Source organism: Brevundimonas sp. (assembly GCF_036400995.1).
Lineage (GTDB): Bacteria > Pseudomonadota > Alphaproteobacteria > Caulobacterales > Caulobacteraceae > Brevundimonas.
In genome coordinates, this window is sequence record NZ_DASWWG010000046.1 from 1 (window position 1) to 23151 (window position 23151).

Genomic DNA, 23151 nt, shown 5'->3' on the forward strand with positions numbered 1-23151 from the left:
GCCAGCGCCGCCTCGATCCGTCGCCGCGCCCGCTCGCGCGCCGCCTCGGGCCCATGGTCGCCCAGCAATCGCACGCGCGGCGCAAAGGGATCGTCATTGACCAGCCGCGCCGCCAGCGCCCCGCGCCACAGCACGTCGCCCTGCGGCGTCACGCCGAAATGCTCGTCGGCGTCGGCCGCCAGCCGGCCCAGCCGCCGGGCGATCTCGGGCGTCACCGCCTGCCGCGCCGCATGTCGCAGGGCCCGGTCCTCGAGCGCGCTCGAGCCCTTGTCGAGCTGGAAGTCGACGCCCGACAACCGTCCGACCGCATGGCCCTCGACCACCACCGCGCCCTCGGCGTCGACGTCGGCGACGGCGTCCTCGCGCACGTTCAGCGCGCGCATCAGGGCGGTGGTGCGGCGGTCGACGAAGCGGGCGGTCAGCCGTTCGTGCAGCACGTCGGATAGCCGCTCCTCCAGCGCCTTGGTGCGGTCGCGCCAGCCCTGCGCCTGATCCAGCCAGTCGGGACGGTTGGCGATATAGCTGAGAGTCCGCACGCCGCTGAGACGGGCGGAAATCTGGTCGATCTGGCCGTCGTCCCGATCCAGCTCGGCGAAGCGGGGCGCGATCCAGTCCTCGGTCAGGCGGCCCCGCCGACCGGTCAGGGCCTGGAAGATGTCCTTGGCCAGCCGGGAATGCTCATCCAGCGTGGTCTTCTGGAAGTCCGGCAGCTGGCAGGCCTCCCACAGCCGCATGATGGCGCCGCGCGAGCGGCCGATGCGGGCGACCTCCTCGTCCTTGATCAGGCGGCGCAGCAGGGTCTCGTCCAGCGCCGGGGCGGTCAGGTTCAGTCCCTTGACCCCCGGCGTCACCACCAGCGAGCGCAGCAGGTCGTTCAGGGTGTCGAAGTCCAGCCGGGCGTTGCGCCACTCGGCGCTCTCGACCGGATCGAAGCGGTGCTCGACCACCTGTTCGACCAGGTCGGGGTCCAGCTCCAGCGCCTCGCCGGTCACGCCGAAGGTGCCGTCGCGCAGGTGGCGTCCGGCCCGCCCGGCGATCTGGCCGATCTCGGTGGCGTGCAGCCAGCGGGTGCGGCGGCCGTCGAACTTGCGCAGGCCCGCGAAGGCGACATGGTCGACGTCCATGTTCAGACCCATGCCGATGGCGTCGGTGGCGACCAGGAAGTCGACCTCGCCGGACTGGAACAGCTCGACCTGGGCGTTGCGAGTGCGGGGCGACAGGCTACCCATGACCACGGCGGCGCCGCCGCGCTGGCGCCGGATCAGCTCGGCGATGGCGTAGACCTGATCGGTCGAGAAGGCGACGATGGCGCTGCGGCGGGGCAGGCGGGTCAGCTTCCTGGAGCCCGCATACGACAGGACCGAGAGGCGATCGCGCGAGACGATCTCCACGTCCGGCACGAGGGCGCGGATCAACGGGGCCATGGTCCCGGCGCCCAGGAACATGGTCTCCTCGCGGCCGCGGGCGTGCAGCAGGCGCTGGGTGAAGACGTGGCCGCGCTCGGGGTCGGCGACCAGCTGGATTTCGTCGATGGCCAGGAACTCGACCGTCCGCTCCAGCGGCATGGCCTCGACGGTGCAGACGAAATAGTGCGGCCGGGCGGGGATAATCTTCTCCTCGCCGGTGATCAGCGCCACCTTGGACGCGCCGCGCTGCCGGACGATGCGGTCGTAGATCTCGCGCGCGAGCAGGCGCAGCGGCAGGCCGATCATGCCCGAGGCGTGACCCAGCATCCGCTCGACCGCCAAATGGGTCTTGCCGGTGTTCGTGGGGCCCAGGATCGCCGTTACGCGCGAAGGGGCCCGGCCTGTGCCGCGGTCACTCATCTCACGGATAAAGGTGGCCTTTCCGGCCCGGTTCCTCAAGCGGAAGTCTCGTGGACGTGACCGGGGTAAATGCGACGCCGCGCAGGGGCGGAACAGGCGCGAAACGAATCGGGACCGAATCAGCGACTCGGCCCGATTCGGGATTTGTTCCCTACAAGATATTGTATCTTAAGGCCGATTAACCACAACCAAAAACGGCGTGCGTCCGGGCGGTGGATCCGGGACGGTCGCGGTGTTTCCGATTTCCTGAACAGCCCCGCTTCCCCAGAGCCGTCCGACCCGCTAGGTCAGCCCCTGCGTGGCCCCGTAGCTCAGCTGCATAGAGCAAGGCTTTCCTAAAGCCGAGGTCGGAGGTTGGAGTCCTCCCGGGGTCGCCAGAACCCATGTCACCGGTGGTCGAGACCGCCCGGGCCTGCCCGAAGGGGGCGGCCGGGCGTTGAGTCCTGCGCGTCGCCATCACCCGGAGCAAGCGACGGCGACGCCGCGCCTGAACGGGCTGGATCAGGTCGCCGTCAGGGCCGCCCTGAGGACTTCTTCATGGATGGGCTTGGTCAGGGTGGCGTGGGCCCCCAGGCCGGAGGCCATCTTCAGGATCGGGCCGGGTCCGAGCCGGCCGCCGCCGGTGATGGCCACCACCCGCATGGTCTCCCTGAGATGGCGGGTCTCGAGGATGAAGTTCAGGCCGTCACGGTCAGGCATCAGGATGTCGACGACGACAGCGTCGGGCCCCCAGGTCCGCACGATTTCCAGCCCCTCATCGACCGAACCGGCGGTCATGACCTGGTAATCCATGCGCTTCAGCATGTCCTCCAGATGGCCGAGCATCAGGGGATCGTCCTCGATGACACACACTTTCATGGTCAACCTGCGGATGTATCTGCCTTTGCGGTTTAACCGATGACTCCCGTCGCGCGTCAACCCGAAAAACGGCGATACCAGCTGGTGGTCTCCCTTGCGGCCGCCATTCTCGGCGTCCTGCTGGTGTTGACCGGGATAGAGCTCAGGCGGGAGTTCGCCAGCGCCGGCGCCCTGCGGGCGGCGGTGCAGCGTTCCTATGACACCCGCCTCCAGATCCAGTCGGTGTTCTCGCTGATGCAGGACGCGGAGACCGGCCAGCGGGGGTACATCATCACCGGCAACGCCAGCTTCCTCGAACCGTACGATCATGCGCTGGATCAGCTCGACAGCCAGATGACGGCGCTGGGCGACCTCTACGAAGGCAATGCCGAGCAGACCGGGAACTACCGGAACCTGTCGCGGGAGATCGCCCGGAAGCGGCAGATCATGCAACGGACCATCAGCCTGCGGCAGGGCGGCGACGCGGCGGCGGCCTCCGCGCAGGTGTCGAGCGGCGAGGGCAAGGCCGCCATGGACGATATCCGCCGGGTGGTGGATCGCATGACCCGGCATGAGGCCGACCATCTGGCCCAGCTGTCCGACAAGGCGCAGGGCCGCACGGCGCGGACCGAAATCCTGGTGGTGGCCCTGTTCCTGGCGCTGGTGCTGACGGCGGCGGGCGCGGCGTTTCTGGTCTGGCGCTATCTGGCCACGCGCGGCGCGCTGCTGGAACGGCTGGAGGCCGCAGCGGCGCGGCACGCCGCCACCCTGGACAGCGCGTTCGACGCCATCATCACCCTGAACCCCAGCGGCAGCATCGAGACGCTGAACCCGGCGGCCGAGCGGATGTTCGGCTGGCGCGCGCAAGACCTGGTCCGGCGAGATGTCGGCGTCCTGATCGATCTGGCGGACAACGGCGAAGGCTCGTTCCTGGACCGTCTGGGCGCCAGCCAGGGCGCCCTGGCCGACGGCCTGCTGCGGGAGCTGAACGGCAAGCGGCGGGACGGGCAGGCCTTCGCGGCCGATGTGGCCCTCGGCGCCATGGACCTGCCGACCGGGCGCCATGTGGTGGCGGTGGTGCGCGACATCACCGAGCGACGGCGCGTGGCCGAGATGAAGGACGCCTTCGTCTCGACGGTCAGTCACGAGCTCCGGACGCCGCTCACCTCCATCGCCGGTTCGCTGGGCCTTCTGGCCGGCGGCGCCGGAGGGGAGCTTCCGGACAAGGCCGCGCGCCTGATCGGCATCGCCCATTCGAACAGCCAGCGGCTTGTCCGGCTGATCAACGACATCCTTGATGTCGAGAAGCTGGAGTCCGGCAAGCTGATCATGGCCATGTCGCCGCTCGACCTGCGGGAGATCGCCTCCCGCTCGATCGAGGGCGTCCGGGGTTACGCGGACCAGCTCGGCGTCTCGCTCAGTCTGGGCGAGGGCGATCCGGCCCCGGTGCGGGGCGATGCGGACCGGCTGATCCAGGTGGTCACCAACCTGCTGTCCAACGCGGCGAAATTCTCGCCCGCCGGCGGGGAGGTCGCGGTGACCGTCAATCCCGAGGCCCGGATCGCGCGCCTCAGCGTCATCGACCACGGCCCGGGCATCCCGGATGAGTTCCGCGCCCGCATCTTCGGCAAGTTCGCCCAGGCGGACTCGACCGACACACGCGTTAAGGGCGGGACGGGGCTGGGCCTCGCCATCGCCCGGGAGATCGCCGAACGCCACGGCGGGCGGCTGTGGTTCGAATCCGCCGAAGGAGACGGCGCCACCTTCCATCTGGACCTGCCGCTCGACCTGCCGGAGCTGGCCGGCGGTCGGGGCGTGGGGCGGATCCTGATCTGCGAGGACGATCCCGACGCGGCCCGGGTGCTCGCCGAGATGGTGGCGCAGGAGGGCTATGACGCCGACGTCGCCGCCACCGCCCGCGATGCCCTGACGATGGCCCGGGCCGGACGCTACGCGCTTGGGCTGGTTGATCTTCATCTGCCGGACGCGGACGGCGTCAGTCTGATCCGGGCGCTGAAGGCCGGCGAGGACACGCGCGCCATGCCGGTGATCGTGGTGTCCGGCGACGTCGCGCGCGGAAAGGTCAGGGGACGGTCGCTCGAGGTGGCGGACTGGATGGAAAAGCCGGTCGATCCGTCGCGTCTGCGTCTGGCGGTGCAGGCCCTCGCCCGGGCGGACGCCAGGCCGTTCGTGCTGCATGTGGACGATGACCGCGACATCCTGGAGGTGACGCGACAGGCCCTGACCTCCGTCGAGGTTCGCGGGGTCGAGAGCCTCGCCGAGGCGCGGGAGGCCCTGCGGGACCGACGCCCGGACCTCGTGATCCTCGATCTCGGTTTGCCGGACGGGCACGGCCTCGATCTGCTGCCGGAGCTGACGGATGAGGAGGGGCGCACCATTCCCGTGGTCATCTATTCCGCGCAGGATACAGACCGTCAGGCGGCGCCGGCGGTTCAGGCCGTGCTGACCAAGTCCCGTATGTCCCTGACCCAGCTGGCGCGGACCGTTCGCCGCCTGACCCGCAGTTCCGGAGGTCGCTCATGAGCACCGCGCTGACCGTTCTTCATGTCGACGACGAGGACGACATCCGCGAGGTGGCGGCGTTCGCGCTGGAGCTGGACCCCGGCATAAGCCTGACCTCCGCGGCGTCCGGGGAGGCGGCGCTGTCGGTTCTGGACGGCGGCCTGCGTCCGGACGTCATCCTGCTGGACGTGATGATGCCGCACCTCGACGGGCCCGGCACGCTGGGACGTCTGCGGGAGCGGCCCGAGCATGAGCACACCCCGGTCATCTTCATGACCGCGCGGGCGCAGTCGGGCGAGGTCGATCACTACCGGGCGCTCGGGGCGCTCGACGTCATCATCAAGCCGTTCGATCCGATGACCCTGGCCGGAGACGTGCGGGCCATTCTCGCGGCCCGGCGATGACGGACGTCCTCGCCGCCCTGCGGACGCGTTTCCGGGAACGCTGCGCCGGTGACGTGTCGCGGCTTCAGGATCTGCTGGCGCGGGATGACCTCGGCGCGGCGGAGTTGCGCAGTCTGGTGCACAGCCTGTCGGGCGCGGCGGGCACCTTCGGCTTTCCGGAAATCAGCCTTGCCGCCGGCGTCGCGGACGACGCCTTCGCGCGGGGCGGGGCCCCTTCGCGCGCTGAGATCGATCAGCTGATCCGGACCATGGAGGCGGCGTTGGTCAGACCGGAGGGCTGAAGCCCCGGCGGGTCATCGTTCCCCACGACTGGCTGCGGCGCAGGTACTGCCAGACGCCGCGGAGACGCCAGAGGTTGTTCAGCTGGCGGTAGCCGAAATTCTCCAGCACCGCGATGCCGGTCAGCAGCAGGAGGTCCCGGGCGCGCGGGAACCTGCGCAGCTCGGATTCCTCGAGCGCCAGCGCGCCGACCGAAATCACCACGCCGAAGGTGAAGCTGACCGCCAGGAAGGCCAGAAGGTACTCGAGCGACAGCAGGCCCAGCACCCAGAAGGCCGGGATCAGGATGTAGCCCAGCATCTCGACGATCGGGCCCAGCACATCCACCAGGAAGATGTAGCCGAAGCCGACGGGCCCCAATCGGCCGTAGCGGGGCCGGAACATCACATCCCAGTGCCGCTCGAAGGTTTCCAGCGCGCCACGGTGCCAGCGGGCGCGTTGACGGCCCAGAACCCTCAGGTCCTCCGGCGCCTCGGTCCAGCAGACCGGCTCCGGCACGAAGGCCACCCGATACGGACGGCCCTGGTTGCGCATCAGCCGGTGCAGCTTGACCACCAGCTCCATGTCCTCGCCGACCGTCCCGTGCGTATAGCCGCCCGCCTCGATCACCCGCGCCCGCCGGAACAGGCCGAAGGCGCCGGAGATGATGGTCAGGGTGTTGATCCGGCTCCAGGCGAGCCGGGCCATCAGGAAGGCGCGCAGGTATTCCACCGTCTGCAGCAGGGCCAGCAGATTGCGGGGCGGGCGCACCTCCAGGACCCGGCCGTCACGGATGACGCAGCCGTTCGCGATGCGGACGGTGCCGCCGACGGCGACCGTGCGCTCGGGGTCCTCCACAAAGGGCCGCACGGCGCGCAGCAGGGCGTCGGGCTCCAGCAGGGAGTCGGCGTCCATCGAGCAGAAGATGGGCGCCCGGGACACGTTGATCCCCGCGTTCAGGGCGTCCGCCTTGCCGCCGTTCTCCTTGTCCACCACGATCAGGCGAGGCTGGTGGGTCGCCGCATAGACGCCCCGGATCGGCTGATGGTCCAGCGCCTGGTCATAGTGCCGCTGAACGAGCTTCAGCTCATAGGCGTCGATCAGCACCTGCAGGGTGGCGTCCTTCGACCCGTCGTTGATGACGATCACCTCGAAGCTGGGATAGCGCAGCGACAGCAGGGAGCGGACGCTCTGAACGATGGTCATCGCCTCGTTGTAGGCGGGCGCGAGCAGGGCGATCGGGGGAGACGCCTCCGCATAGCGCCGCCACAGGACCGCCGGCTGCGGGATCGGGGGACGGGTCGCCAGCGCCCGGGCCGCCAGCAACAGCTGGAACAGATAGATGAGGTTCTGGGCTACCCCCGTTCCGATGACGAACAGGGCGATGGAGCGGGCGAAACCGACCATCAGGACGGCGATCTCGTGGGTCACGACGTCGCCTCCGAGAGACCGCGCTCCGCCAGAACCAGCGAGGCGGCGCGACGCATGAGATCCTGATCGGCTCCGGCGGCGATCCGCAGGCTGGCGACGCCCTTGTCGCCCAGCATGGCCAGGGCCTCGCCGGCGCGGAACCGCACCCACCAGGCGGGATCGGCCAGGGCCTGGACCAGCAGGGGCGCGGCCTCGATCAGGCCGATGCGTCCGGCGGCCTCGCACGCGGCGGACCGGACTTCCCAGATCTCGTCCTCCAGAGCGGTCATGATCGCCGGCGCCGCAGCGGGATGGCCGAGCACGCCGAGTGCGCGGATGGAGGCGATCCGGAGTTCGAGCTCTGGCGCCGCCGCGCTGCGCATCAGGGGCTCGACGGCCCGGTAGTCGCCCGCCGCGCCGAGTGCGTCGGCCAGAAGGGCGCGGGTCACCGCCGGCGCGGTCGACAGCATGAAGGCGTCCAGCGCCTCGGCCGGCGCGGCCTCGGCGGCGCGTCGGATGACCGGTTCGTACAGCAGCGAATCCTGCAGCCCGCCCGCGGCGACGTCGTTCAACAGGCCATTCAGCGGCGGGGCCGCATCCAGATCAAGCAGCGAGATCAGGATGGCGACCCTCAGGTCCCCGTCACGCGAGCGTTGAAGGACGCTGCGCAGGGCGTCCACCGTCGCCGCCTCCGGAAAGGCGGAGAGCGCCTCGGCCGAGGCGATCCGGCCCGCCTTGCTGCCACGATCCAGACGCGCCCGCAGACGGTCGGGGACGCCCATCCCGGCCAGGACCTCGATCAGCCGTTCCCGTTCCGCGCCCCGGATCAGGCCCAGCACATCCAGAACCGCCTCGGCCATCAGCCGCGCGCGGCGGCGGTAGGGCTTCAGGCGCATCAGGGCTTCGAGATCGCCGCCGAGGATGTCGAGGAATGCGGTGCGCACGCGGGCCTGATCCGCCGCCCGGCGGGCGTCGCTGCGCTCCCGGAAGAGACGGGCGATGATCAGCCCGAACATCCATGCGATCGCCGCCAGCCCCATGACCAGCGAACTTCCCCACAGGAGACCCAGCAGGCTCACCAGAAGCGCCAGCCCAGCCCGAGGCTGATCGCCTCGCGGTCATAGGCCCCGCGGTCCTCCTTCAGGACGCCGAAACGCAGACTGGTCCGGTCGGTCAGGTCGACCTCGGCGCCCAGGCTGACGGCGCTGACGTCGACGGTCACGCCTTCGCTGGTCTCCGGCGCGTCGGCGTGATCCAGACGGAGCCGCACCCGGTCGGTGGCCGCCCACTGGACGCTGACGGCGTAGCCGTCCCGCCGCTGGTCGGTCTCGTCCCAGACATTGATCCAACGCGCGGCGAGCCGCAGGCGGCCGTCGGCCAGCTCCGCGGCCAGACCCGGCTGCAGGCTGTTCACCGTGCCGCTGGCGAAGCGGGCGGTCGAGGCGTCCAGCGTCGCGCTGATCCCGCCGGTCAGGGGGATGTCGGCGCCGGCCCGCAGCGAGACCTCCGGGCGGTAGTCGGCCTCCACCGCCGCGCCCAGGGCCACATAGACGCCGCCGGCTCCGATCCGGTGGTCCAGCCGGCCCTCAAGAAAGACGTCGTCCTGCCCGAACCGTTCGGTCCATTCGGCCGCGGCGCCGACGCTCCAGCGGTCGTTCAGCGCACGCACCGCGCCGAGGCGGGCCTCGCTCCAGTCCGGCAGGCCCGCGCCGAGGCGGCTGCGGGAAGCGTCGAAATCCACGCGCCAGACGGGCGGCAGCCCGAGCGTCTGCCTCAGCGCGCGGACATCGGGACGGTCCGGCGCGGCGGCCAGCGCCCGGCCGGCCTCGATCCGGGCCTGTGCGGCATCGCCCCGGCGTTGCGCGGCCCGGGCCAACCCGACGCGCGCATCGACATAGTCCGGCGCGGCGTCCAGCACCGCGCGGAAATCCGCCTCGGCCTCGGCGGGCCGATCCAGCGCCAGCAGGGCGAGCCCGCGGTTCAGGCGGGCGTCCACATCCCCGGGACGAGCCTGCAGGACGCGATCCAGTTTCTCGAGGGCCTCCTCGTTGCGTCCCGCCCGCCGATCCGCGACCGCCGCTTCATACAGCGCCGTCGGGTCGATGCGGACCTCAGCCGGGACGTCTTGAACGATCATGCCCCTGCTCCATCTGCGCCGTCGCCAGCAGCCGTCGGATACGCTGCACCAGTTCGTCCGGAATGAAGGGCTTGGCCAGATAGTCGGCGGCGCCCAGCTGCAGCCCGCCGACCACATCCTGTTCACGCTTCAGGGCGGTCAGCATGATCACGGGGATGTCGCGCGTGCCCGCGTCGGCCTTGAGCCTGCGCAGCACCTCGAACCCGTCCATCACCGGCATCATGGCGTCCAGAACGATCAGGTCGGGCGCATGATCCCTGACCATGTCCAAGACCTCGCCGCCATGCTCGGCCGCGAAGATCTGGTGATCCTCCGCCGCCAGCTTGTGCTGCAGCAGGGCCCTCAACAACGGGTCATCGTCGGCAACAAGGATGCGTGCCATGTCCTTACTCCGCAGCCAGCGCGCCCCCGGGGCATCATGCCGTCCAGAGTGTGAATCAAGCCCTAGGATGGGGGAGGGAAAACGAGACTCCCCGTCCCGGAACTCGACGCCGCAACGATAGGTTGGGTCAGTATACCCCCACCTGCACCGCTTCTGCACATCCTTTCCTCCGATGCTCCACCCGCTGTCCGGCGCCGCTGAACCGCGAGCCGCGACAACGGCCTCCTGCATCGAAGGGGAGGTCCATGTTCGGCAGTCATCCATTCTCGCGGTCATCCTTCTGGCTGAAGGGCGCCGTCGCCGCGCTTCTGGCCATGCTGGCCAATTTCCTGCTGTTCCAGACCTTCCCGTGGGGCGCGGTGCTGGGCGGCTTCGCGGCGGCCTGGATCGTCGGCCTGGTCCTCAGCCGCTCGGGGATGCTCCGCGACCGACGCGCGCTTCCGGCGCTTGTCGCCGCGATCGGGTTCGCGGCGGTCATGGTCGAGCGGCCCGGCCTGCTGGTCTGGCTGATGTTCGGCCTGTCGCTGACCATCGCCGCCCTGTCGGCCCGCGTGCGCAACGGAGAGCCGGCCTGGCGCTGGGCGCAACGGCTTCTGGTCCATGCGGTGGTCGCGAGCGTCGGTCCGATCCTCGACGCCGTCCGTCTGTCGCGCCTGCGCCGCAAGCGCCCGGCGCGGGTGTCGCCCGTGGCGGTGATCCGGCTGGCGGCCCTGCCGGTCATCGGCGGGCTGGTCTTCCTGCTGCTGTTCGCGCGCGCCAATCCCCTGATCGCCGAGGCGCTGGGCGCCGCCAGCGTGCCCGCGCCGTCGGGGGAGACCATCGCCCGGCTGATGGGCTGCGGTCTGGTGGCGGTGATGGTCTGGACGACCCTGAGGCCGCGCTGGCATCGCAAGCTGATCGCCCTGCCTTCGCTCGGAGCGCGGACCCTGCCGGGCGTCAGCACCGCCTCGGTGATCCTGTCGCTGGTGGTCTTCAACGCCCTGTTCGCCCTCCAGAACGGGCTCGACATCGCCTTCCTGTGGAGCGGCGCGCCCCTGCCGGGCGACCTGACGCTGGCGGACTACGCCCATCGCGGCGCCTATCCCCTGATCGCCACGGCCCTGCTGGCCGGACTGTTCGTGCTGGTGGTGTTCCGGCCCGGGTCGGAGGCCACGGGACGGCCGCTGGTGCGGGGGCTGGTGGTGCTGTGGGTGGCCCAGAACATGGTGCTGGTCGCCTCCTCCATCCTGCGCACCGCGGACTATATCGAGGGCTACGCCCTGACCCGCTTCCGGATCGTGGCCATGATCTGGATGGTCATGGTCGGCATCGGCCTGCTGCTGATCTGCTGGCGTCTGCTGAGCGGCAAGGACGGCCACTGGCTGATCGACGCCAATGTGAAGGTGGTGCTGGTCGTGCTGGCCGGTCTCAGCGTGGTCGATCTGGGCGCCGTCGCGGCGGCCTGGAACGTGCGCCACGCCCGGGAGATCGACGGGACCGGGGCGGTGCTCGATCTGGGCTATCTGCGCGACATCGGCCAGCCCGCCCTGGTCTCCCTGGTCGAGCTGGAACAGACCACCCGCGACCCGGCGCTGAAGGATCGCGTGGCCGCCGTACGCCGCGAGGTGCTGATCGCGACACGGCGGGATCAGGGCGGCTGGCGCGGCTGGAACTGGCGGCGCGAGCGGCGTCTGGCGCGGGTCACGGCGCTGGCGGCGGAACGGCCGCTGTTCACCCCGCGCCCGGGCCCGCGGAACTGGGACGGCAGCCTGTATCAGCCGCCGGCGCCGGAGATTCCCGTAGCCCCCGCGTCCCCGTCCGCGCCCGTCACGATCGACGGCGCGCCGGTTCCGCCGGAGGCCCTGACGATCCGGCCCCCGTTGACCTCTGCCCCCGGAGTCTGAACATGGCGATCATGCAGCGCACCGTTCTGGTGGTCGATGACGACCCCCACATCCGCGACCTCCTGACCTTCGCCCTGCGCAAGGCCGGTCTCGCCACGCGCGAGGCCGGGGACGGGGAGGCGGCCCTGGCCGATCTGGACGCCCATCCGTCCGATCTGGTGGTGCTGGACATCAACATGCCGCGCATGGACGGGATAGAGACCTGCCGCCGCCTGCGGGCGCGGGGCGACACTCCGGTGCTGTTCCTGTCGTCCCGCGACGACGAGTTCGACCGCATCCTGGGCATCGAGCTGGGCGCCGACGACTACGTCACCAAGCCGTTCAGCCCGCGTGAGGTGGTGGCCCGGGTCGCCGCCATCCTGCGCCGGACCGCGCGGACCCCCGCGCCCCTGCCGTCCGGAGCGGTGACCCACGGCAAGCTGTCGCTGGACGCCGAGGGCTGGCGCGCCGCCTGGGGCGGGGCCGAGGTTCCGCTGACGGTGACCGAGTTCGCCATCGTGCGGGTGCTGGCCGCCCAGCCGCGCATGGTCTTCACCCGGGACGCCATCATCGACCGGGTGCACGGCCCCGGCTTCGCCATGACCGACCGCACCATCGACAGCCACGTCCGCAACCTGCGCGGCAAGTTCGCCGCGGTGGGCGGCGGCGATGTCGTCGAGACCCGGCCCGGCCTCGGCTACCAGCTGGGGCCCTGCGTCGGCGTCGCCGCGTGACCAAAGGGCAGCCCGGGCGCTTCCGCCTGTTCGTGCGGCGTCACTGGCCGGCCCTGCGGCTGAGGACCATCCTGCTGACGGTGCTGCTGTTCGCGGCCCTGCTGCCGGGGTTCGCGGGCATCTTCCTGCGGGTCTACGAGAACACCCTGGTGCGCCAGACGGAGGCCGAGCTGGTCGCCCAGACGGCCGCCCTGTCGGCGACGGCCGAGGCTCTCTGGCCCGGCTCACGGCTGGCGGCGCCGACCGACGCCCAGCGGCTCGAGCCCGGCTGGTACCGGCCCGAGGGCGCGACCATCGATCTGGGGTCGACGCCCGTCCTGCCCGCCCGTCCTTCCGCCGCCCCGGCCGATCCGCCGCGCCCGGACGCGGTGCAGGTCGGCGAGCGGCTCGATCCGATCATGGAGGAGACCAGCCGCACCACCCTGGCCTCGATCATCCTGCTGGACCGGGACGGGACGGTGGTGCGCGGCTTCGGCCAGGGCGGCAGCTGGAAAGACATTCCCGAGGTCCGGGCGGCTTTGGCCGGGCGGCCCGCGACCGTGCTGCGCCGCAACGCCGGCTATCACCCCCGCTATTCGATGGAGTGGCTCAGCCGGGCCTCGGCCTTGCGTATCCACCACGCCCGGCCGGTGACGGTGAACGGGCAGGTCGAGGGCGTGATCCTGGTGTCCCGCTCGCCTCGCGCCCTGTTCCGGGGGGTCTATCAGGACCGCATCAAGATCGCCCTGGGCATCGTCGGGGTGCTGGGCTTCATCGCCTTCCTCGCGGTGCTGGTCTCGCGCGGCATCGCCAAGCCGATCGAACGGCTGAGCCGGGTCACGCGCGAGGTCGCTGCGGGGGGCGGAGAGGTGCCGCCGCCGCCGAGCACAGCGGCCATCGAAATCCGCACCCTGTACGAGGACTTCGGCGTCATGGCCGAGGCCATCGAGCGCCGCTCGCGCTACCTGCGCGACTTCGCCGCCGCCGTCAGCCACGAGTTCAAGACGCCGCTGGCGGGCATCAACGGCGCCGTCGAGCTGCTGCAGGACCACGAGGACATGGAGCCGGACGAGCGCCGCCGGTTCCTCGACAACATCGCCGCGGACGGCCGCCGTCTGTCGGCGCTGGTGACCCGGCTGATGGATCTGGCGCGCGCCGACATGGCGCGGCCCGAGGCGGGTCTCTCGGTCGAGGTGCGGCCGCCGCTGCTGAAGGCCGTGGACGCCGCCTCTCCGGAACTGGCGATCACGCTCGACCTGCCGGAGGACCTGCCGCCGGTCGCCGCGCCCGAGGCGACGCTGGAGGTGGTGGTCGCCACCATGCTGGAGAACAGCCGTCAGGCCGGGGCAAGGGCGGCCCGCATCGCGGCGCGGGTCGTGGACGGCACGGTGATCCTGTCGATCTCCGACGACGGTCCGGGCGTCACGCCCGCCGACCGTCAACGCATCTTCGAGCCCTTCTTCACCACCCGTCGCAGCGAGGGCGGGGCGGGGCTGGGCCTGTCGATCGCGCGCGCCCTTCTGGCGGCCAATCAGGCGACGCTGGACCTTGTGCCGTCAGACAGCGGCGCGGTGTTCGAGATCGGGCTGCCTCTGGCGACCTAGCGCCACTTCGAGCCGTCGCCGTGCTTGCCGACGCTCTCCCATTCGGGCGGGGCGGCCTTGTGCACGAACTGCTCGGACACCAGCCAGCCCTTCAGCGGACGCAGGACCGCGAGGCAGGCCAGGGTCAGCAGGGGCATGGTGACGACGAAATGCGCCCAGACCGGCGGGTGGACGGTGAACTCGAACCACATGAACAGGCCCATGCCGATGACGCCGACCACGCTCATGCCGAAGAAGGCCGGGCCGTCGGCCGGATCGGCGAAGCTGTAGTCCAGTCCGCAGTTCGGGCAGTTGTCGCGGATCTTCAGGAAGCCGCGCAGCAGCGGGCCCTCGCCGCAGCGGGGGCAGCGGCAGCGCAGACCGGTCTTCAGGGTGTTCAGCGGCGGATAGACAGGGTCGCTCATGGCGGGTCCGGTTCCTCGATGGACCGCATGTCGGCCCGTCCGACCTAGACCGCAAGCCGGGCTGTTTGTCGCGGTGGACAAATTGCCCACGCTCCGGGCCCCGGTCACCATCCGTTAACCGTGCTTAAAGAGGCGTCGCGCGAGTGTGCGCGCGTATGTCCGGGGCCCGCACCAGCAAGCGCATCCTGAAGTCGACCGTGGCGGCCGCCGCGGCCGGCGCGGTCGCGTTCGCCCCGCTGGCTCCTCTGTACGCCCAGGAGGGCGGCGCCGCCGCGCTGGACCCGATCACCATCCGGGTCGGCGCCAACGAGACCTTCACCCGCGTCGAGTTCGCCGGCGTCATCGGGGCCCGCTCGCAGGTCCGGCGCGAGGGCGACACGGTCATCATCCGGATCGGTTCGACCGCCGCGCCCGACATCTCGCGCCTGCGGGTCGATCCGCCGCGCGGCGTCGAGAAGGTCGAGACCCGCGCTGTCCGCGGCGGCACCGAAGTGATCCTCACCCTGGCCGAGGGCGCGGACATCCGTACCGGCTCGGCCGACGGCGCGGTCTTCGTCAATCTGTACGCCACGGCGCCCGAAGCTCCGGCCACGCCCATCGCCCCGGCGCAGGCGGTCACCGTGCCGGTGGTCTCCCGCCCGGGCCCGGACAAGGTCAGCCTCGACTTCAAATGGGATCAGCCGGTCGGCGCGGCGGTCTTCCGGCGCGGGGACGCGGTATGGGTGGTGTTCGACGCCCCCGCCCGTTTCAACATGGACGGCGCCGCCAACCTGGGGCCCGCCACGGCCGCCCACTGGACCGCTGCGCCGGACCACGTGGCGGTCCGCATCGCGGCTCCGCGCGGCCTGCGCGTCTCGGCCCACGCCACCGGCGCGGCCTGGACGGTCACCATCGGCGGACCGGCGGCCCCGGCGGGCGGCGTCACCGTTGACCGCGACGATACCGGCGAGCCCACGCTCGTCGCCCGCATGGCGGGCGCGACCCGGGCGATCTGGCTGACCGATCCGATGGCCGGAGACCGCTTCGCCGCCGTCACCGCCCGAGCCCCCGGCAAGGGTTTCGCCGACAGCCGCCAGACCATCGACATGACCCTGCTGCCGACCGCGCACGGTCTGGCGGTGGAGACCCTGGTCACCGACCTGTCGATCCGTCCGGACGGGGATCTGGTCACCCTGAGCCGTCCGGGCGGCCTGACCCTGTCGCCACCCTCGGCGGCGCTGGAGGAGACCGCCGGCGAAGCGGGGGCGCCGCAGAAGGGCAAATATCCCGGCCAGATCGTCGAGGGCTGGGAAAGCACCGGCCACGCCGGTTTCGCCGCCCGCTATCGTGAACTCCAGGACGCCGCGGGCGCGGAGGCCGCCGCCGCCGGTGACAACCCCCGCGCGCCGATCGAGTCCCGCATGGCGCTGGCCCGGTTCCTGATCGGGTCGGGCCTGTCCTACGAGGCGATCGGCGTGATGAACGCCATCGTGGCCCAGGCGCCGAACATGGCTGGTGAGCCGGAACTGCGCGGCCTGCGCGGCGCCGCCCGCGCCGCGATCGGTCGCTATGACGAGGCCCAGGGTGACTTCGCCTCCGCCGCCGTCGCCGGTGATCCCGCCTCGGCCGTCTGGCGGGGCTACATCGCCTCGAAACAGGGCGACTGGGCCGCGGCCCGTCAGGCCTTCTCGGCAGGCGCCGGGGCCGTGGACGACTTCCCCCCCGCCTGGCGCGCCCGCTTCGGCGCCGCCCATGCCCAGGCCGCGCTGGAGAGCGGCGACCCGGAGGCCGCCCGCGCCCTGCTGACCTACGTGTTCAGCCAGAACGCCCCCGCCGCCGATCAACTGGCCGCCCGGATCGTGCAGGCGCGCCTGTTCGAACAGGACGGGATGACCGACCGGGCCCTGGCCGTCTATCGCGCCGTCGGCCGCGCGCCGGTCGACAATCTGGCGGTGCCCGGCCGACTGGGCGTGATCCGCCTGTCGCTCGAGCGCGGGACGATGAAGGCCGACGAGGCCGCAAAGGAACTGGAAGCCCTGCGCTGGCGCTGGCGCGGCGACGCGACCGAACTGGACGTCATCCGGCAGTTGGGCAAGCTGTACCTGTCGCAGGGCCTGTATCGCGAGGCCCTGACCGCACTGAAGGGATCCGGCGGGCGGATGCAGCGCCTGCCCGGCGCCGCCGACCTGCAGATGGACCTGTCCAACGCCTTCCGGATGCTGTTCCTCGAGGGCGGGGCGGACGGGCTTCAGCCGGTGCAGGCCCTGGGCCTGTTCTACGACTTCCGCGAACTGACCCCGATCGGCGCCGACGGCGACGAGATGGTCCGCCGCCTGTCGCGTAGACTGGTGGACGTGGACCTGCTGGATCAGGCGGCCGAACTGCTGAAACACCAGGTCGACACCCGGCTGGAGGGGGTCGCCAAGGCGCAGGTGGCGACCGATCTGGCGACCATCTATCTGATGGACCGTCAGCCGGAGAAGGCGCTGCAGGCGATCTGGAGCTCGCGCACCACCCTGCTGCCGACCGCGCTGAACACCGAACGCCGGGCGCTGGAAGCGCGGGCCCTGATGAACCTGGGCCGCTACGATCACGCGCTGGAGGTGCTGGGAACCGACGCCTCGCCGGAAGCGAAGGCGGTCAAGGCCGAGATCTTCTGGAAGCAGGAGAAGTGGGGCGAGGCCGCGGTCCTGTACGAGGCCGCCCTGGGCGATCGCTACCGCAATCCCGCCGCCCTGAGCCAGGACGAGGAAGCCCGCCTGATCCGCGCGGGGGTCGGCTACTCGCTGGCGGCCGACGGCGCGTCCCTGACCCGGCTGTCGCGCAACTATCGTCCGTTCGTGGCCGGCGCCCGTTCGAAGGTCGCCCTGTCGATCGCGCTGGAAGGCATGAACGGCATGGAGGGCACGGTCTCGGCGGCGGACTTCGCCACCCTGACCGCCTCGGCGGACACCTTCGCCGGCTGGGTCAACGAGATGAAGGCCGAGCTCAGACAGAAAACGGGCGGGAACCGCCCCGCGGCCCCCGCCCGTTCCTGAGTAGCGAAAGACGGCGCGCCGAGGCCCGCCGTCCCGAATATCGCTTACTTGTTCACCGCATCCTTGAGCGGCTTCGACACGCGGAAGCGCACGGCCTTCGAGGCGGCGATCTGGATGGTGCCGCCGGTGGCCGGGTTGCGGCCTTCACGGGCAGCGCGGGCGGCGGTGTCGAAGACGCCGAGGTTCGAGATGCGGACATCGCCGCCGGCGACGAGCGACTTGTGGATGTTTTCCACGATCGCGGTCAGGACGCGGCCGGCGTCGGCTTGGCTGACGCCCGCGTCCTTGGCGACGGCGGCGATGAGTTCGGCTTGAGTGGTCATTGTGGGTCGTTTCCCGATTAAGTTCGCCCCGCGAGTCAGGGGCGATGACGGACGGATCAACGCCGCTTTTTTTCCGCAAGGCAAGCGGCTTCGGCGCTGTAACCCCCGCAGGGTGGGGATTTATCCGGTTCCGGACGCGCGCTGGAAGCTCTCGACGAGGCTTCCGGCGACCAGTCTCCAGCCGTCTACGAGCACGAAAAAGATCAGCTTGAACGGCAGCGAAATCACCACCGGCGGGAGCATCATCATACCCATCGACATGAGCACGCTCGCGACCACCAGATCGATCACAAGGAACGGAACAAAAAGGAGAAATCCGATTTCGAAGGCCCGCTTCAGCTCGCTGATCATGAAGGCCGGGGTGACCACCCGCAGGGGCAGGTCGATGGCCTGCTGCGGGGCCTCGATGTTGGACAGCCGGGTGAACAGGGCGAGGTCGTCCTGATCGACCTGCGAGAGCATGAAGGTTTTCACAGGTTCGGAGGCCGCGTCGAAGGCCTGCGGGAGCTCCATCTGCTGGTCCAGCAGGGGGCGGATGCCCGAATCATAGGCGTCCTGCCAGGTCGGAGCCATGACGATGGCGCTCAGGAACAGGGCCAGGGACACCAGCACCGCATTGGGCGGCGACTGCTGCATGCCCAGCGCCGTCCGCAGCAGGGACAGCACCACGACGATGCGCACGAAGCTGGTGGTCATGATCACGATGGACGGCGCGAGCGACAGCACCGTCATCAGGCCGACCAGCTGGACCACCCGCTCGGTCAGGCCCGCGCCGGTGCCCAGATCGACGTTGATCGCGGCTCCGCCCGACGCGACCTCCTGCGCCAGCGCGGCGATCGGCCAGCACAGGCAGAGCAGGGTGGTCACAAGGGACAGCAGGGCGGCGCGCTTCAGCTCCGCGCGGGTCGGCATGCCGAAGACGCCCTTGAGCGAGCTCACTTGCCGGTCTCCGGTCCGCGCGGTTCGATCAGCTCGCGCCCCTCGCCCAGCAGGATCAGCCGCTCCTCGCTGTCGATCTTGACCAGGACCAGACGGCGGGCGGGGTCCAGCACCAGGGTCTCGACCACCTGCATGCGGCGTTCGCCGCGCTCGGCGCTCAGTTTGGCCAGCAGCTGGGGCGCATACCGGCGCGCCGCCCAGGCCGCGAGACCGATGATGCCGAGGGTGAAGGCCAGGGCGAAAACGGCCCTGAGCAGATCGAGGAAATTCATGCGGACGGGCCCCGCCGGAGACTGATTCCGACGCGCCAGACTTCGGCGATCATGGTTAACGCCGTGTTTAGATAACGCCTCATTAACCATGCAGGCGGCATTTTCTGCCCATCGACCTTGGGCGATCCGCGCCCGGAGACCTTGGCGCCGTGGGCTTCACCGATCTTCCGCTGCTGAGTCAGATCAAGGGCCGCCTGTCGTGGCTCGATCAGCGCCAGCGCGTCATCGCCGAAAACGTCGCCAACTCGGACACGCCGGGCTACGTCGGCCGTGATCTGAACCAGCCGACGGACTTCGCCGCGGCCATGCGCGGCGGCGGTGGTGTCCAGATGGTCCGGACCAGCGCCATGCATATCGCTCCGGCCGGTCAGGCGACGAATCGCTTCGACACGGTCAACGCGCCGGACTCCGAAACCACGCTCGACGGCAATGCGGTCGTGGTCGAGGAGCAGATGCTGAAGATGGCCGAGAGCCGCATGGCCTATGACGCGGCCATCGGCTTCTACCAGAAGTCCATGCAGATGCTGCGTTCGGCGGCCCGTCCGCCGGCGCGCGGCTGATAACAGGGAGATAGCCGATGCCCGATCCCGTCCCGCCCCGGAACAACGCCATGGCCGTCGCGGCCAGCGCCCTGAAGGCGCAGCAGTCGCGCATGCGGATCATCGCCGAGAACATCGCCAACGCCCAGTCGACGGCGCTGACGCCCGGCGGCGAACCGTACCGCCGCCAGATCCCGGTCTTCCAGGCGCGCGAGATCGACGGCGCGACCGGCGTCACCCTGGCTGAGGTCCGGCCCGACCAGGGCGACTTCCGCTCCGAGTACGACCCCTCGCACCCGGCGGCCAACGCCGAAGGCTACGTCCTGCGTCCCAACGTCGACACCCTGGTCGAGGCGATGGACATGCGCGAGGCGCAGCGGGCCTACGAGGCCAACCTGAACGTCATCGAGACGGCGCGGTCGATGGAGACCCGCACCCTCGACCTGCTGAAGAGATAGGCTGACCTATGAATCCGATGATGGCGGCCAAGGCCTATGCGTCGATCCAGGGCGGCGCCATGCCGACCGTGCCGACGGCGGCCCCGCAGCAGTCCGGCTTCGCCGAGATGCTGACCAACGTCATGGGCGACATGACCACGGCCACGCGCGGCGCCGAGGCCCAGATGGCCGCCTCGGTGCAGGGCCAGGGCAGCCTGATCGACGTGGTCACCGCCGTCAGCTCCGCCGAGGCCTCGCTGGAAACCGTCATGGCGGTCCGCGACCAGGTGATTCAGGCCTATCAGGAAATCATGCGGATGCCGATCTGACGGCGCCGTTCAGGCGGTCGGCGCCCGGCCCCTGAGCCACTGCGACAGCACCCACTTCTCGCCTCGGGTCGGCGGCAGGCCCGCGTGGCGCGTGCGCCGGTCGATGCCGCCGTCGGGCAGGGTGTTGGCCCACATCAGGGCGTCGCCCTTGCGGCCGCGCCAGCGCAGGTCTGCGGCCTCGAACGCCGTCTCCCCGCCCTCGTAGTCGTCGTTCAGATAGACCAGGCAGGTGGCGATCCTCTGGCCCCGCTGGCCCAGGTCGCGCGCGAAGCCGGGCAGGGCGGGGTCGAGCCAGTCGTAATGCCAGTCGAACGTCTGGCCGACCGCGTAGCCCAGCACCTGGGTCCACTCCAGGCCGGACACCGGAAGTCCTGCGGCCCGGGCGATGCGCTCGCGCACCACGGCTGTAACCACATCCATCCGCGACAGGTCGAGCTGCGCTGCCCGGTTGGTGCGCGCCGACTCCTGCCGCGCCTCGCCGGTGAGCGGATCGTAGACGGCCGCGGGCGCCATCAGGGCGTCGGCCCGGCCGCGCATCCAGTCGCAGGCCGCAGCGGGCAGGAACCCCTCGACGGCCAGTACGGCGGGCCCCTGTAGCAGCGCGCGGGGCGCCGGCGGGGTCAGCCATCGGCCGAGGTCGATCCGGCCCGCCCCATCGGCCAGAAGGGTGATCTGCTCCCGCGCCGGGGCGAACCCGTTGCGGTCGGCCTCGGCCAGCAGGTCCAGCGCGCGGGCCCAGTCCTGAGGCACGCCCAGTCCCATGGCGGTCAGCACGGCGAGGCGATGCGCGGCGTCCCCGTCTCCGGCCTGTGCGGCCGGGATCAGGACAGCGGGATCAAAGGTGTCGGACGATGGGCTCACCCACCCGTTCTACGAAGCCGCCGGGAAGGGGCCAAGCCGCTTCAGCCCTCGATCGACACCACGGGCTGCAGCGGGGCGGCCGCGCGGCGACGGCGCGACTTCAGCCAGCCGCGGATGCGGTTCTGGATCGGGGTGTCGATCAACTGGTGGAACAGGAAGGCGAAGACGAAGGCCGCCGCCACGCCCGCCGCCCACAGCGCCCACTGGACCGGCGAGGGCAGGGCGAATTTGGCGATCAGGACGTTGGCCACGCCGAACCAGGCGATGCGGACGACCTCGTTGGAGATGAACATCGAGAACGAGACCTGCGCGGCCTTCTCGACCCATTTGGACGGACGCGGCGTCGGGATCGCGCCCGCGGCCAGGATGATGGTCGAGATACAGGCCAGCGAGACCAGGGCGTGCTTGTCGAAATACTGGACGAAGGCCAGCGCCAACGCGGCGCCGATCCCGGCCCAGCCGGCCAGCTTCGGCGCGATCCAGACCTTCTGGGCGAACCAGGCCAGGCACATGCCCAGGAAGAACAGCGGCAGGGCGCGGAAGAAGCCGAAGCCCATCGGCATCTGGTAGACCGGGTAGCCCAGCAGGGCCCAGGTCAGCTGGTTGGCCAGCAGGTAAAGGGCGACGCCCGTGATCAGCACGCTCCACGGACCCAGCTTCACCAGACCGCGCAGGATCCACGGGAAGGCCAGGTAGCAGCCGATCAGGGCCGACACCGACCAGCTCGGGGCGTTCCAGCCCAGGCCGCCGTACACGCCGAACGCCTGGGTCAGGGTCAGCTGGGCGGGCAGCTGGTCCCAGCGGAACCACTCGGGCGCCCGGGGCGCGAAGCCCAGCAGGCCGCCGCCAACGACCAGCGTGACCAGACCCGCCAACATGATCAGGTGGGCGGGCAGGACCCGCAGATAGCGCTTCAGGAAGAAGTCACCCGCCGACATGGAGCCCCGCGCCACCGAGGCGCCGTAGACCCGCATCAGCACATAGCCGCTGTCGATCAGGAAGAAGTTGGTCAGCAGGAAGCCGCCCCGCTCGAACACCGGATGCACCGCCTCGGCCAGATGCACGGGCGCGGAGGCCTGGAAGTGATGCAGGATGATCAGCGCGGCCACGATGAACCGCAGCGCGTCCAGCCACCCGCCGCGCATGATCGGCGGCGGCTCATTATGAGACGAAAACACGCTCCAGCCCATGACGAGGCCTCCTTCGATGGCGTGACTCGCAAGAAGGGGGCCGCGCGGATTCGTGATCGACGGGCCGGGCGCGACGCGGCTCCGGCCATGTTAGGCTCGCGCGGGGCGACCTTCCCGGCCCCCTCAGTTCCAGTTTCCTACCTGACGCACGGTTTATCCGTGGCGCAGGCGCGTGCGTGCTCCCCTCCCGACGGGCCTGCGGGCCCATGGCCACAGGATGCTGAACCATGCCTTTCATCACCACCGACGACGGGACCGAGATCTTCTACAAGGACTGGGGGACCGGGCAGCCGCTTGTCTTCCATCACGGCTGGCCGCTGAGCGCCGACGACTGGGACGCCCAGATGCTGTTCTTCCTGGGCCAAGGCTATCGCGTCATCGCCCATGACCGGCGCGGGCACGGACGCTCGACCCAGACCGACAACGGCAATGAAATGGACACCTACGCCGCCGACGTGGCGGCGCTGGCGAAACATCTGGACCTGCGCGACGCCGTCCACATCGGCCACTCGACCGGCGGAGGCGAGGTCGCGCGCTACGTCGCCCGCCACGGCGAGCCGGACGGCCGCGTGGCCAAGGCGGTGCTGATCGGCGCCGTGCCGCCCCTGATGCTGAAGACCGCGGCCAATCCCGGCGGCCTGCCGCTGGAGGTGTTCGACGGCTTCCGCGCCGCCCTGGCGGCCAATCGGGCCCAGTTCTATCGCGACGTGCCCTCCGGTCCCTTCTACGGCTTCAACCGGCCGGGCGCGCAGGTGTCGCAAGGCGTCATCGACAACTGGTGGCGTCAGGGCATGCAGGGCGGGGCCAAGGCCCACTACGACTGCATCAAGGCCTTCTCCGAGACCGACTTCACCGAGGATCTGAAGGCCATCAGCGTGCCGACC

23 protein-coding genes and 1 tRNA gene are annotated in these 23151 nt (G+C 70.6%); 12 read left to right on the plus strand and 12 right to left on the minus strand.

The genetic code is table 11. From position 1 onward, the window contains the following. Positions 1–1826, minus strand: a 1826-nt coding sequence (locus VGE03_RS06320) for a helicase-related protein (RefSeq protein ID WP_331045626.1), incomplete at its 3' end; no start/stop codon positions are given. A gap of 300 nt (positions 1827–2126) precedes the next feature. On the opposite strand from VGE03_RS06320, the gene VGE03_RS06325 reads away from it, so the two are divergent. Beyond that, positions 2127–2203: transfer RNA gene (locus VGE03_RS06325), tRNA-Arg, on the plus strand. 124 nt (positions 2204–2327) lie between these two features. On the opposite strand, the gene VGE03_RS06330 is transcribed toward VGE03_RS06325, so the two are convergent. After that, on the minus strand, positions 2328–2684 hold the full coding sequence (locus VGE03_RS06330; RefSeq protein WP_331045627.1) for a response regulator: 357 nt from the start codon (positions 2682–2684) through the stop codon (positions 2328–2330). A gap of 84 nt (positions 2685–2768) precedes the next feature. Here VGE03_RS06330 and VGE03_RS06335 point away from each other — a divergent pair, with 84 nt between their 5' ends. Genes VGE03_RS06335 through VGE03_RS06345 form a run of 3 tightly spaced genes read left to right on the plus strand, consistent with a single transcriptional unit; the run spans position 2769 to position 5871 of the window. Continuing rightward, positions 2769–5207: a CHASE3 domain-containing protein gene (locus tag VGE03_RS06335; RefSeq protein WP_331045628.1), complete on the plus strand. Its 2439-nt coding sequence runs from the start codon at positions 2769–2771 to the stop codon at positions 5205–5207. Then, positions 5204–5590 (plus strand): response regulator, encoded by a 387-nt coding sequence (locus VGE03_RS06340; RefSeq protein WP_331045629.1) that lies wholly within the window; start codon positions 5204–5206, stop codon positions 5588–5590. Before VGE03_RS06335 ends, VGE03_RS06340 begins: the two co-directional genes overlap by 4 nt. Further along, positions 5587–5871 (plus strand): Hpt domain-containing protein, encoded by a 285-nt coding sequence (locus tag VGE03_RS06345; protein ID WP_331045630.1) that lies wholly within the window; start codon positions 5587–5589, stop codon positions 5869–5871. Before VGE03_RS06340 ends, VGE03_RS06345 begins: the two co-directional genes overlap by 4 nt. Here VGE03_RS06345 and VGE03_RS06350 read toward each other — a convergent pair. The 4 genes from VGE03_RS06350 to VGE03_RS06365 are packed head-to-tail and all read right to left on the minus strand — an operon-like array spanning position 5855 to position 9777. Continuing rightward, entirely contained in the window at positions 5855–7279 is a 1425-nt protein-coding gene (locus VGE03_RS06350; RefSeq protein WP_331045631.1) for a glycosyltransferase, read from the minus strand. The two genes, VGE03_RS06345 and VGE03_RS06350, sit on opposite strands and share 17 nt — an antisense overlap. After that, positions 7276–8337: a HEAT repeat domain-containing protein gene (locus tag VGE03_RS06355; protein ID WP_331045632.1), complete on the minus strand. Its 1062-nt coding sequence runs from the start codon at positions 8335–8337 to the stop codon at positions 7276–7278. Before VGE03_RS06355 ends, VGE03_RS06350 begins: the two co-directional genes overlap by 4 nt. Beyond that, positions 8334–9395, minus strand: a complete 1062-nt coding sequence (locus VGE03_RS06360) for a YaiO family outer membrane beta-barrel protein (protein WP_331045633.1) — start codon at positions 9393–9395, stop codon at positions 8334–8336. The genes VGE03_RS06355 and VGE03_RS06360 overlap by 4 nt, the downstream gene beginning before the upstream one ends. After that, positions 9370–9777 (minus strand): response regulator transcription factor, encoded by a 408-nt coding sequence (locus tag VGE03_RS06365; RefSeq protein WP_331045634.1) that lies wholly within the window; start codon positions 9775–9777, stop codon positions 9370–9372. The genes VGE03_RS06360 and VGE03_RS06365 overlap by 26 nt, the downstream gene beginning before the upstream one ends. Positions 9778–10022: 245 nt before the next feature. Here VGE03_RS06365 and VGE03_RS06370 point away from each other — a divergent pair, with 245 nt between their 5' ends. From VGE03_RS06370 to VGE03_RS06380, 3 genes are read left to right on the plus strand one after another with little or no spacing between them, the layout of a single operon-like run. Continuing rightward, positions 10023–11660: a DUF4153 domain-containing protein gene (locus tag VGE03_RS06370; protein ID WP_331045635.1), complete on the plus strand. Its 1638-nt coding sequence runs from the start codon at positions 10023–10025 to the stop codon at positions 11658–11660. Between the two features lie 2 nt (positions 11661–11662). Next, positions 11663–12373 (plus strand): response regulator transcription factor, encoded by a 711-nt coding sequence (locus VGE03_RS06375; RefSeq protein WP_331045636.1) that lies wholly within the window; start codon positions 11663–11665, stop codon positions 12371–12373. Further along, a complete protein-coding gene (locus VGE03_RS06380; protein WP_331045637.1) occupies positions 12370–13956 on the plus strand; it encodes a sensor histidine kinase in 1587 nt (528 codons plus the stop codon). Before VGE03_RS06375 ends, VGE03_RS06380 begins: the two co-directional genes overlap by 4 nt. On the opposite strand, the gene VGE03_RS06385 is transcribed toward VGE03_RS06380, so the two are convergent. Continuing rightward, complete coding sequence (locus VGE03_RS06385; RefSeq protein ID WP_331045638.1) at positions 13953–14360, minus strand: DUF983 domain-containing protein; 408 nt, start codon at positions 14358–14360, stop codon at positions 13953–13955. The genes VGE03_RS06380 and VGE03_RS06385 overlap by 4 nt on opposite strands. A gap of 155 nt (positions 14361–14515) precedes the next feature. Here VGE03_RS06385 and VGE03_RS06390 point away from each other — a divergent pair, with 155 nt between their 5' ends. After that, positions 14516–17377, plus strand: coding sequence for a hypothetical protein (locus VGE03_RS06390; protein WP_331045639.1), 2862 nt, complete (start codon positions 14516–14518; stop codon positions 17375–17377). 44 nt (positions 17378–17421) lie between these two features. Here the strand turns inward: VGE03_RS06390 and VGE03_RS06395 are convergent, their stop codons facing one another. The 3 genes from VGE03_RS06395 to VGE03_RS06405 all read right to left on the minus strand — a co-directional run bounded on the left by VGE03_RS06395 (position 17422) and on the right by VGE03_RS06405 (position 18911). Further along, a complete protein-coding gene (locus VGE03_RS06395; protein ID WP_331045640.1) occupies positions 17422–17700 on the minus strand; it encodes an HU family DNA-binding protein in 279 nt (92 codons plus the stop codon). Positions 17701–17820: 120 nt separating this feature from the next. Further along, a complete protein-coding gene (gene fliP / locus VGE03_RS06400) occupies positions 17821–18612 on the minus strand; it encodes a flagellar type III secretion system pore protein FliP (RefSeq protein WP_331045647.1) in 792 nt (263 codons plus the stop codon). Between the two features lie 23 nt (positions 18613–18635). Further along, positions 18636–18911: a flagellar biosynthetic protein FliO gene (locus VGE03_RS06405; RefSeq protein WP_331045641.1), complete on the minus strand. Its 276-nt coding sequence runs from the start codon at positions 18909–18911 to the stop codon at positions 18636–18638. Between the two features lie 149 nt (positions 18912–19060). Here VGE03_RS06405 and flgB point away from each other — a divergent pair, with 149 nt between their 5' ends. Genes flgB through VGE03_RS06420 form a run of 3 tightly spaced genes read left to right on the plus strand, consistent with a single transcriptional unit; the run spans position 19061 to position 20216 of the window. Continuing rightward, a complete protein-coding gene (gene flgB, locus VGE03_RS06410; protein WP_331045642.1) occupies positions 19061–19471 on the plus strand; it encodes a flagellar basal body rod protein FlgB in 411 nt (136 codons plus the stop codon). A gap of 50 nt (positions 19472–19521) precedes the next feature. After that, positions 19522–19908 (plus strand): flagellar basal body rod protein FlgC, encoded by a 387-nt coding sequence (gene flgC / locus VGE03_RS06415; RefSeq protein ID WP_331045648.1) that lies wholly within the window; start codon positions 19522–19524, stop codon positions 19906–19908. 8 nt (positions 19909–19916) lie between these two features. After that, complete coding sequence (locus VGE03_RS06420) at positions 19917–20216, plus strand: flagellar hook-basal body complex protein FliE (protein WP_331045643.1); 300 nt, start codon at positions 19917–19919, stop codon at positions 20214–20216. Positions 20217–20225: 9 nt separating this feature from the next. Here the strand turns inward: VGE03_RS06420 and VGE03_RS06425 are convergent, their stop codons facing one another. After that, complete coding sequence (locus VGE03_RS06425) at positions 20226–21077, minus strand: 2OG-Fe(II) oxygenase (protein WP_331045644.1); 852 nt, start codon at positions 21075–21077, stop codon at positions 20226–20228. Between the two features lie 41 nt (positions 21078–21118). Then, a complete protein-coding gene (locus tag VGE03_RS06430; protein ID WP_331045645.1) occupies positions 21119–22222 on the minus strand; it encodes an acyltransferase in 1104 nt (367 codons plus the stop codon). 272 nt (positions 22223–22494) lie between these two features. On the opposite strand from VGE03_RS06430, the gene VGE03_RS06435 reads away from it, so the two are divergent. After that, positions 22495–23151, plus strand: a 657-nt coding sequence (locus VGE03_RS06435) for an alpha/beta hydrolase (RefSeq protein WP_331045646.1), incomplete at its 3' end; no start/stop codon positions are given.

Excerpts from the sequence above, each read along its gene's own strand:
- VGE03_RS06385 (WP_331045638.1), bottom strand. The coding sequence starts at position 14,360 with ATGAGCGACCCTGTCTATCCGCCGCTGAACACCCTGAAGACCGGTCTG.
- VGE03_RS06395 (WP_331045640.1), bottom strand. The coding sequence starts at position 17,700 with ATGACCACTCAAGCCGAACTCATCGCCGCCGTCGCCAAGGACGCGGGC.
- VGE03_RS06370 (WP_331045635.1), top strand. The coding sequence starts at position 10,023 with ATGTTCGGCAGTCATCCATTCTCGCGGTCATCCTTCTGGCTGAAGGGC.
- VGE03_RS06345 (WP_331045630.1), top strand. The coding sequence starts at position 5,587 with ATGACGGACGTCCTCGCCGCCCTGCGGACGCGTTTCCGGGAACGCTGC.
- VGE03_RS06390 (WP_331045639.1), top strand. The coding sequence starts at position 14,516 with ATGTCCGGGGCCCGCACCAGCAAGCGCATCCTGAAGTCGACCGTGGCG.
- VGE03_RS06405 (WP_331045641.1), bottom strand. The coding sequence starts at position 18,911 with ATGAATTTCCTCGATCTGCTCAGGGCCGTTTTCGCCCTGGCCTTCACC.
- VGE03_RS06365 (WP_331045634.1), bottom strand. The coding sequence starts at position 9,777 with ATGGCACGCATCCTTGTTGCCGACGATGACCCGTTGTTGAGGGCCCTG.
- fliP (WP_331045647.1), bottom strand. The coding sequence starts at position 18,612 with ATGCCGACCCGCGCGGAGCTGAAGCGCGCCGCCCTGCTGTCCCTTGTG.
- VGE03_RS06430 (WP_331045645.1), bottom strand. The coding sequence starts at position 22,222 with ATGCGCGGCGGGTGGCTGGACGCGCTGCGGTTCATCGTGGCCGCGCTG.
- VGE03_RS06360 (WP_331045633.1), bottom strand. The coding sequence starts at position 9,395 with ATGATCGTTCAAGACGTCCCGGCTGAGGTCCGCATCGACCCGACGGCG.
- VGE03_RS06340 (WP_331045629.1), top strand. The coding sequence starts at position 5,204 with ATGAGCACCGCGCTGACCGTTCTTCATGTCGACGACGAGGACGACATC.
- VGE03_RS06375 (WP_331045636.1), top strand. The coding sequence starts at position 11,663 with ATGGCGATCATGCAGCGCACCGTTCTGGTGGTCGATGACGACCCCCAC.
- VGE03_RS06420 (WP_331045643.1), top strand. The coding sequence starts at position 19,917 with ATGAATCCGATGATGGCGGCCAAGGCCTATGCGTCGATCCAGGGCGGC.
- flgC (WP_331045648.1), top strand. The coding sequence starts at position 19,522 with ATGGCCGTCGCGGCCAGCGCCCTGAAGGCGCAGCAGTCGCGCATGCGG.
- VGE03_RS06330 (WP_331045627.1), bottom strand. The coding sequence starts at position 2,684 with ATGAAAGTGTGTGTCATCGAGGACGATCCCCTGATGCTCGGCCATCTG.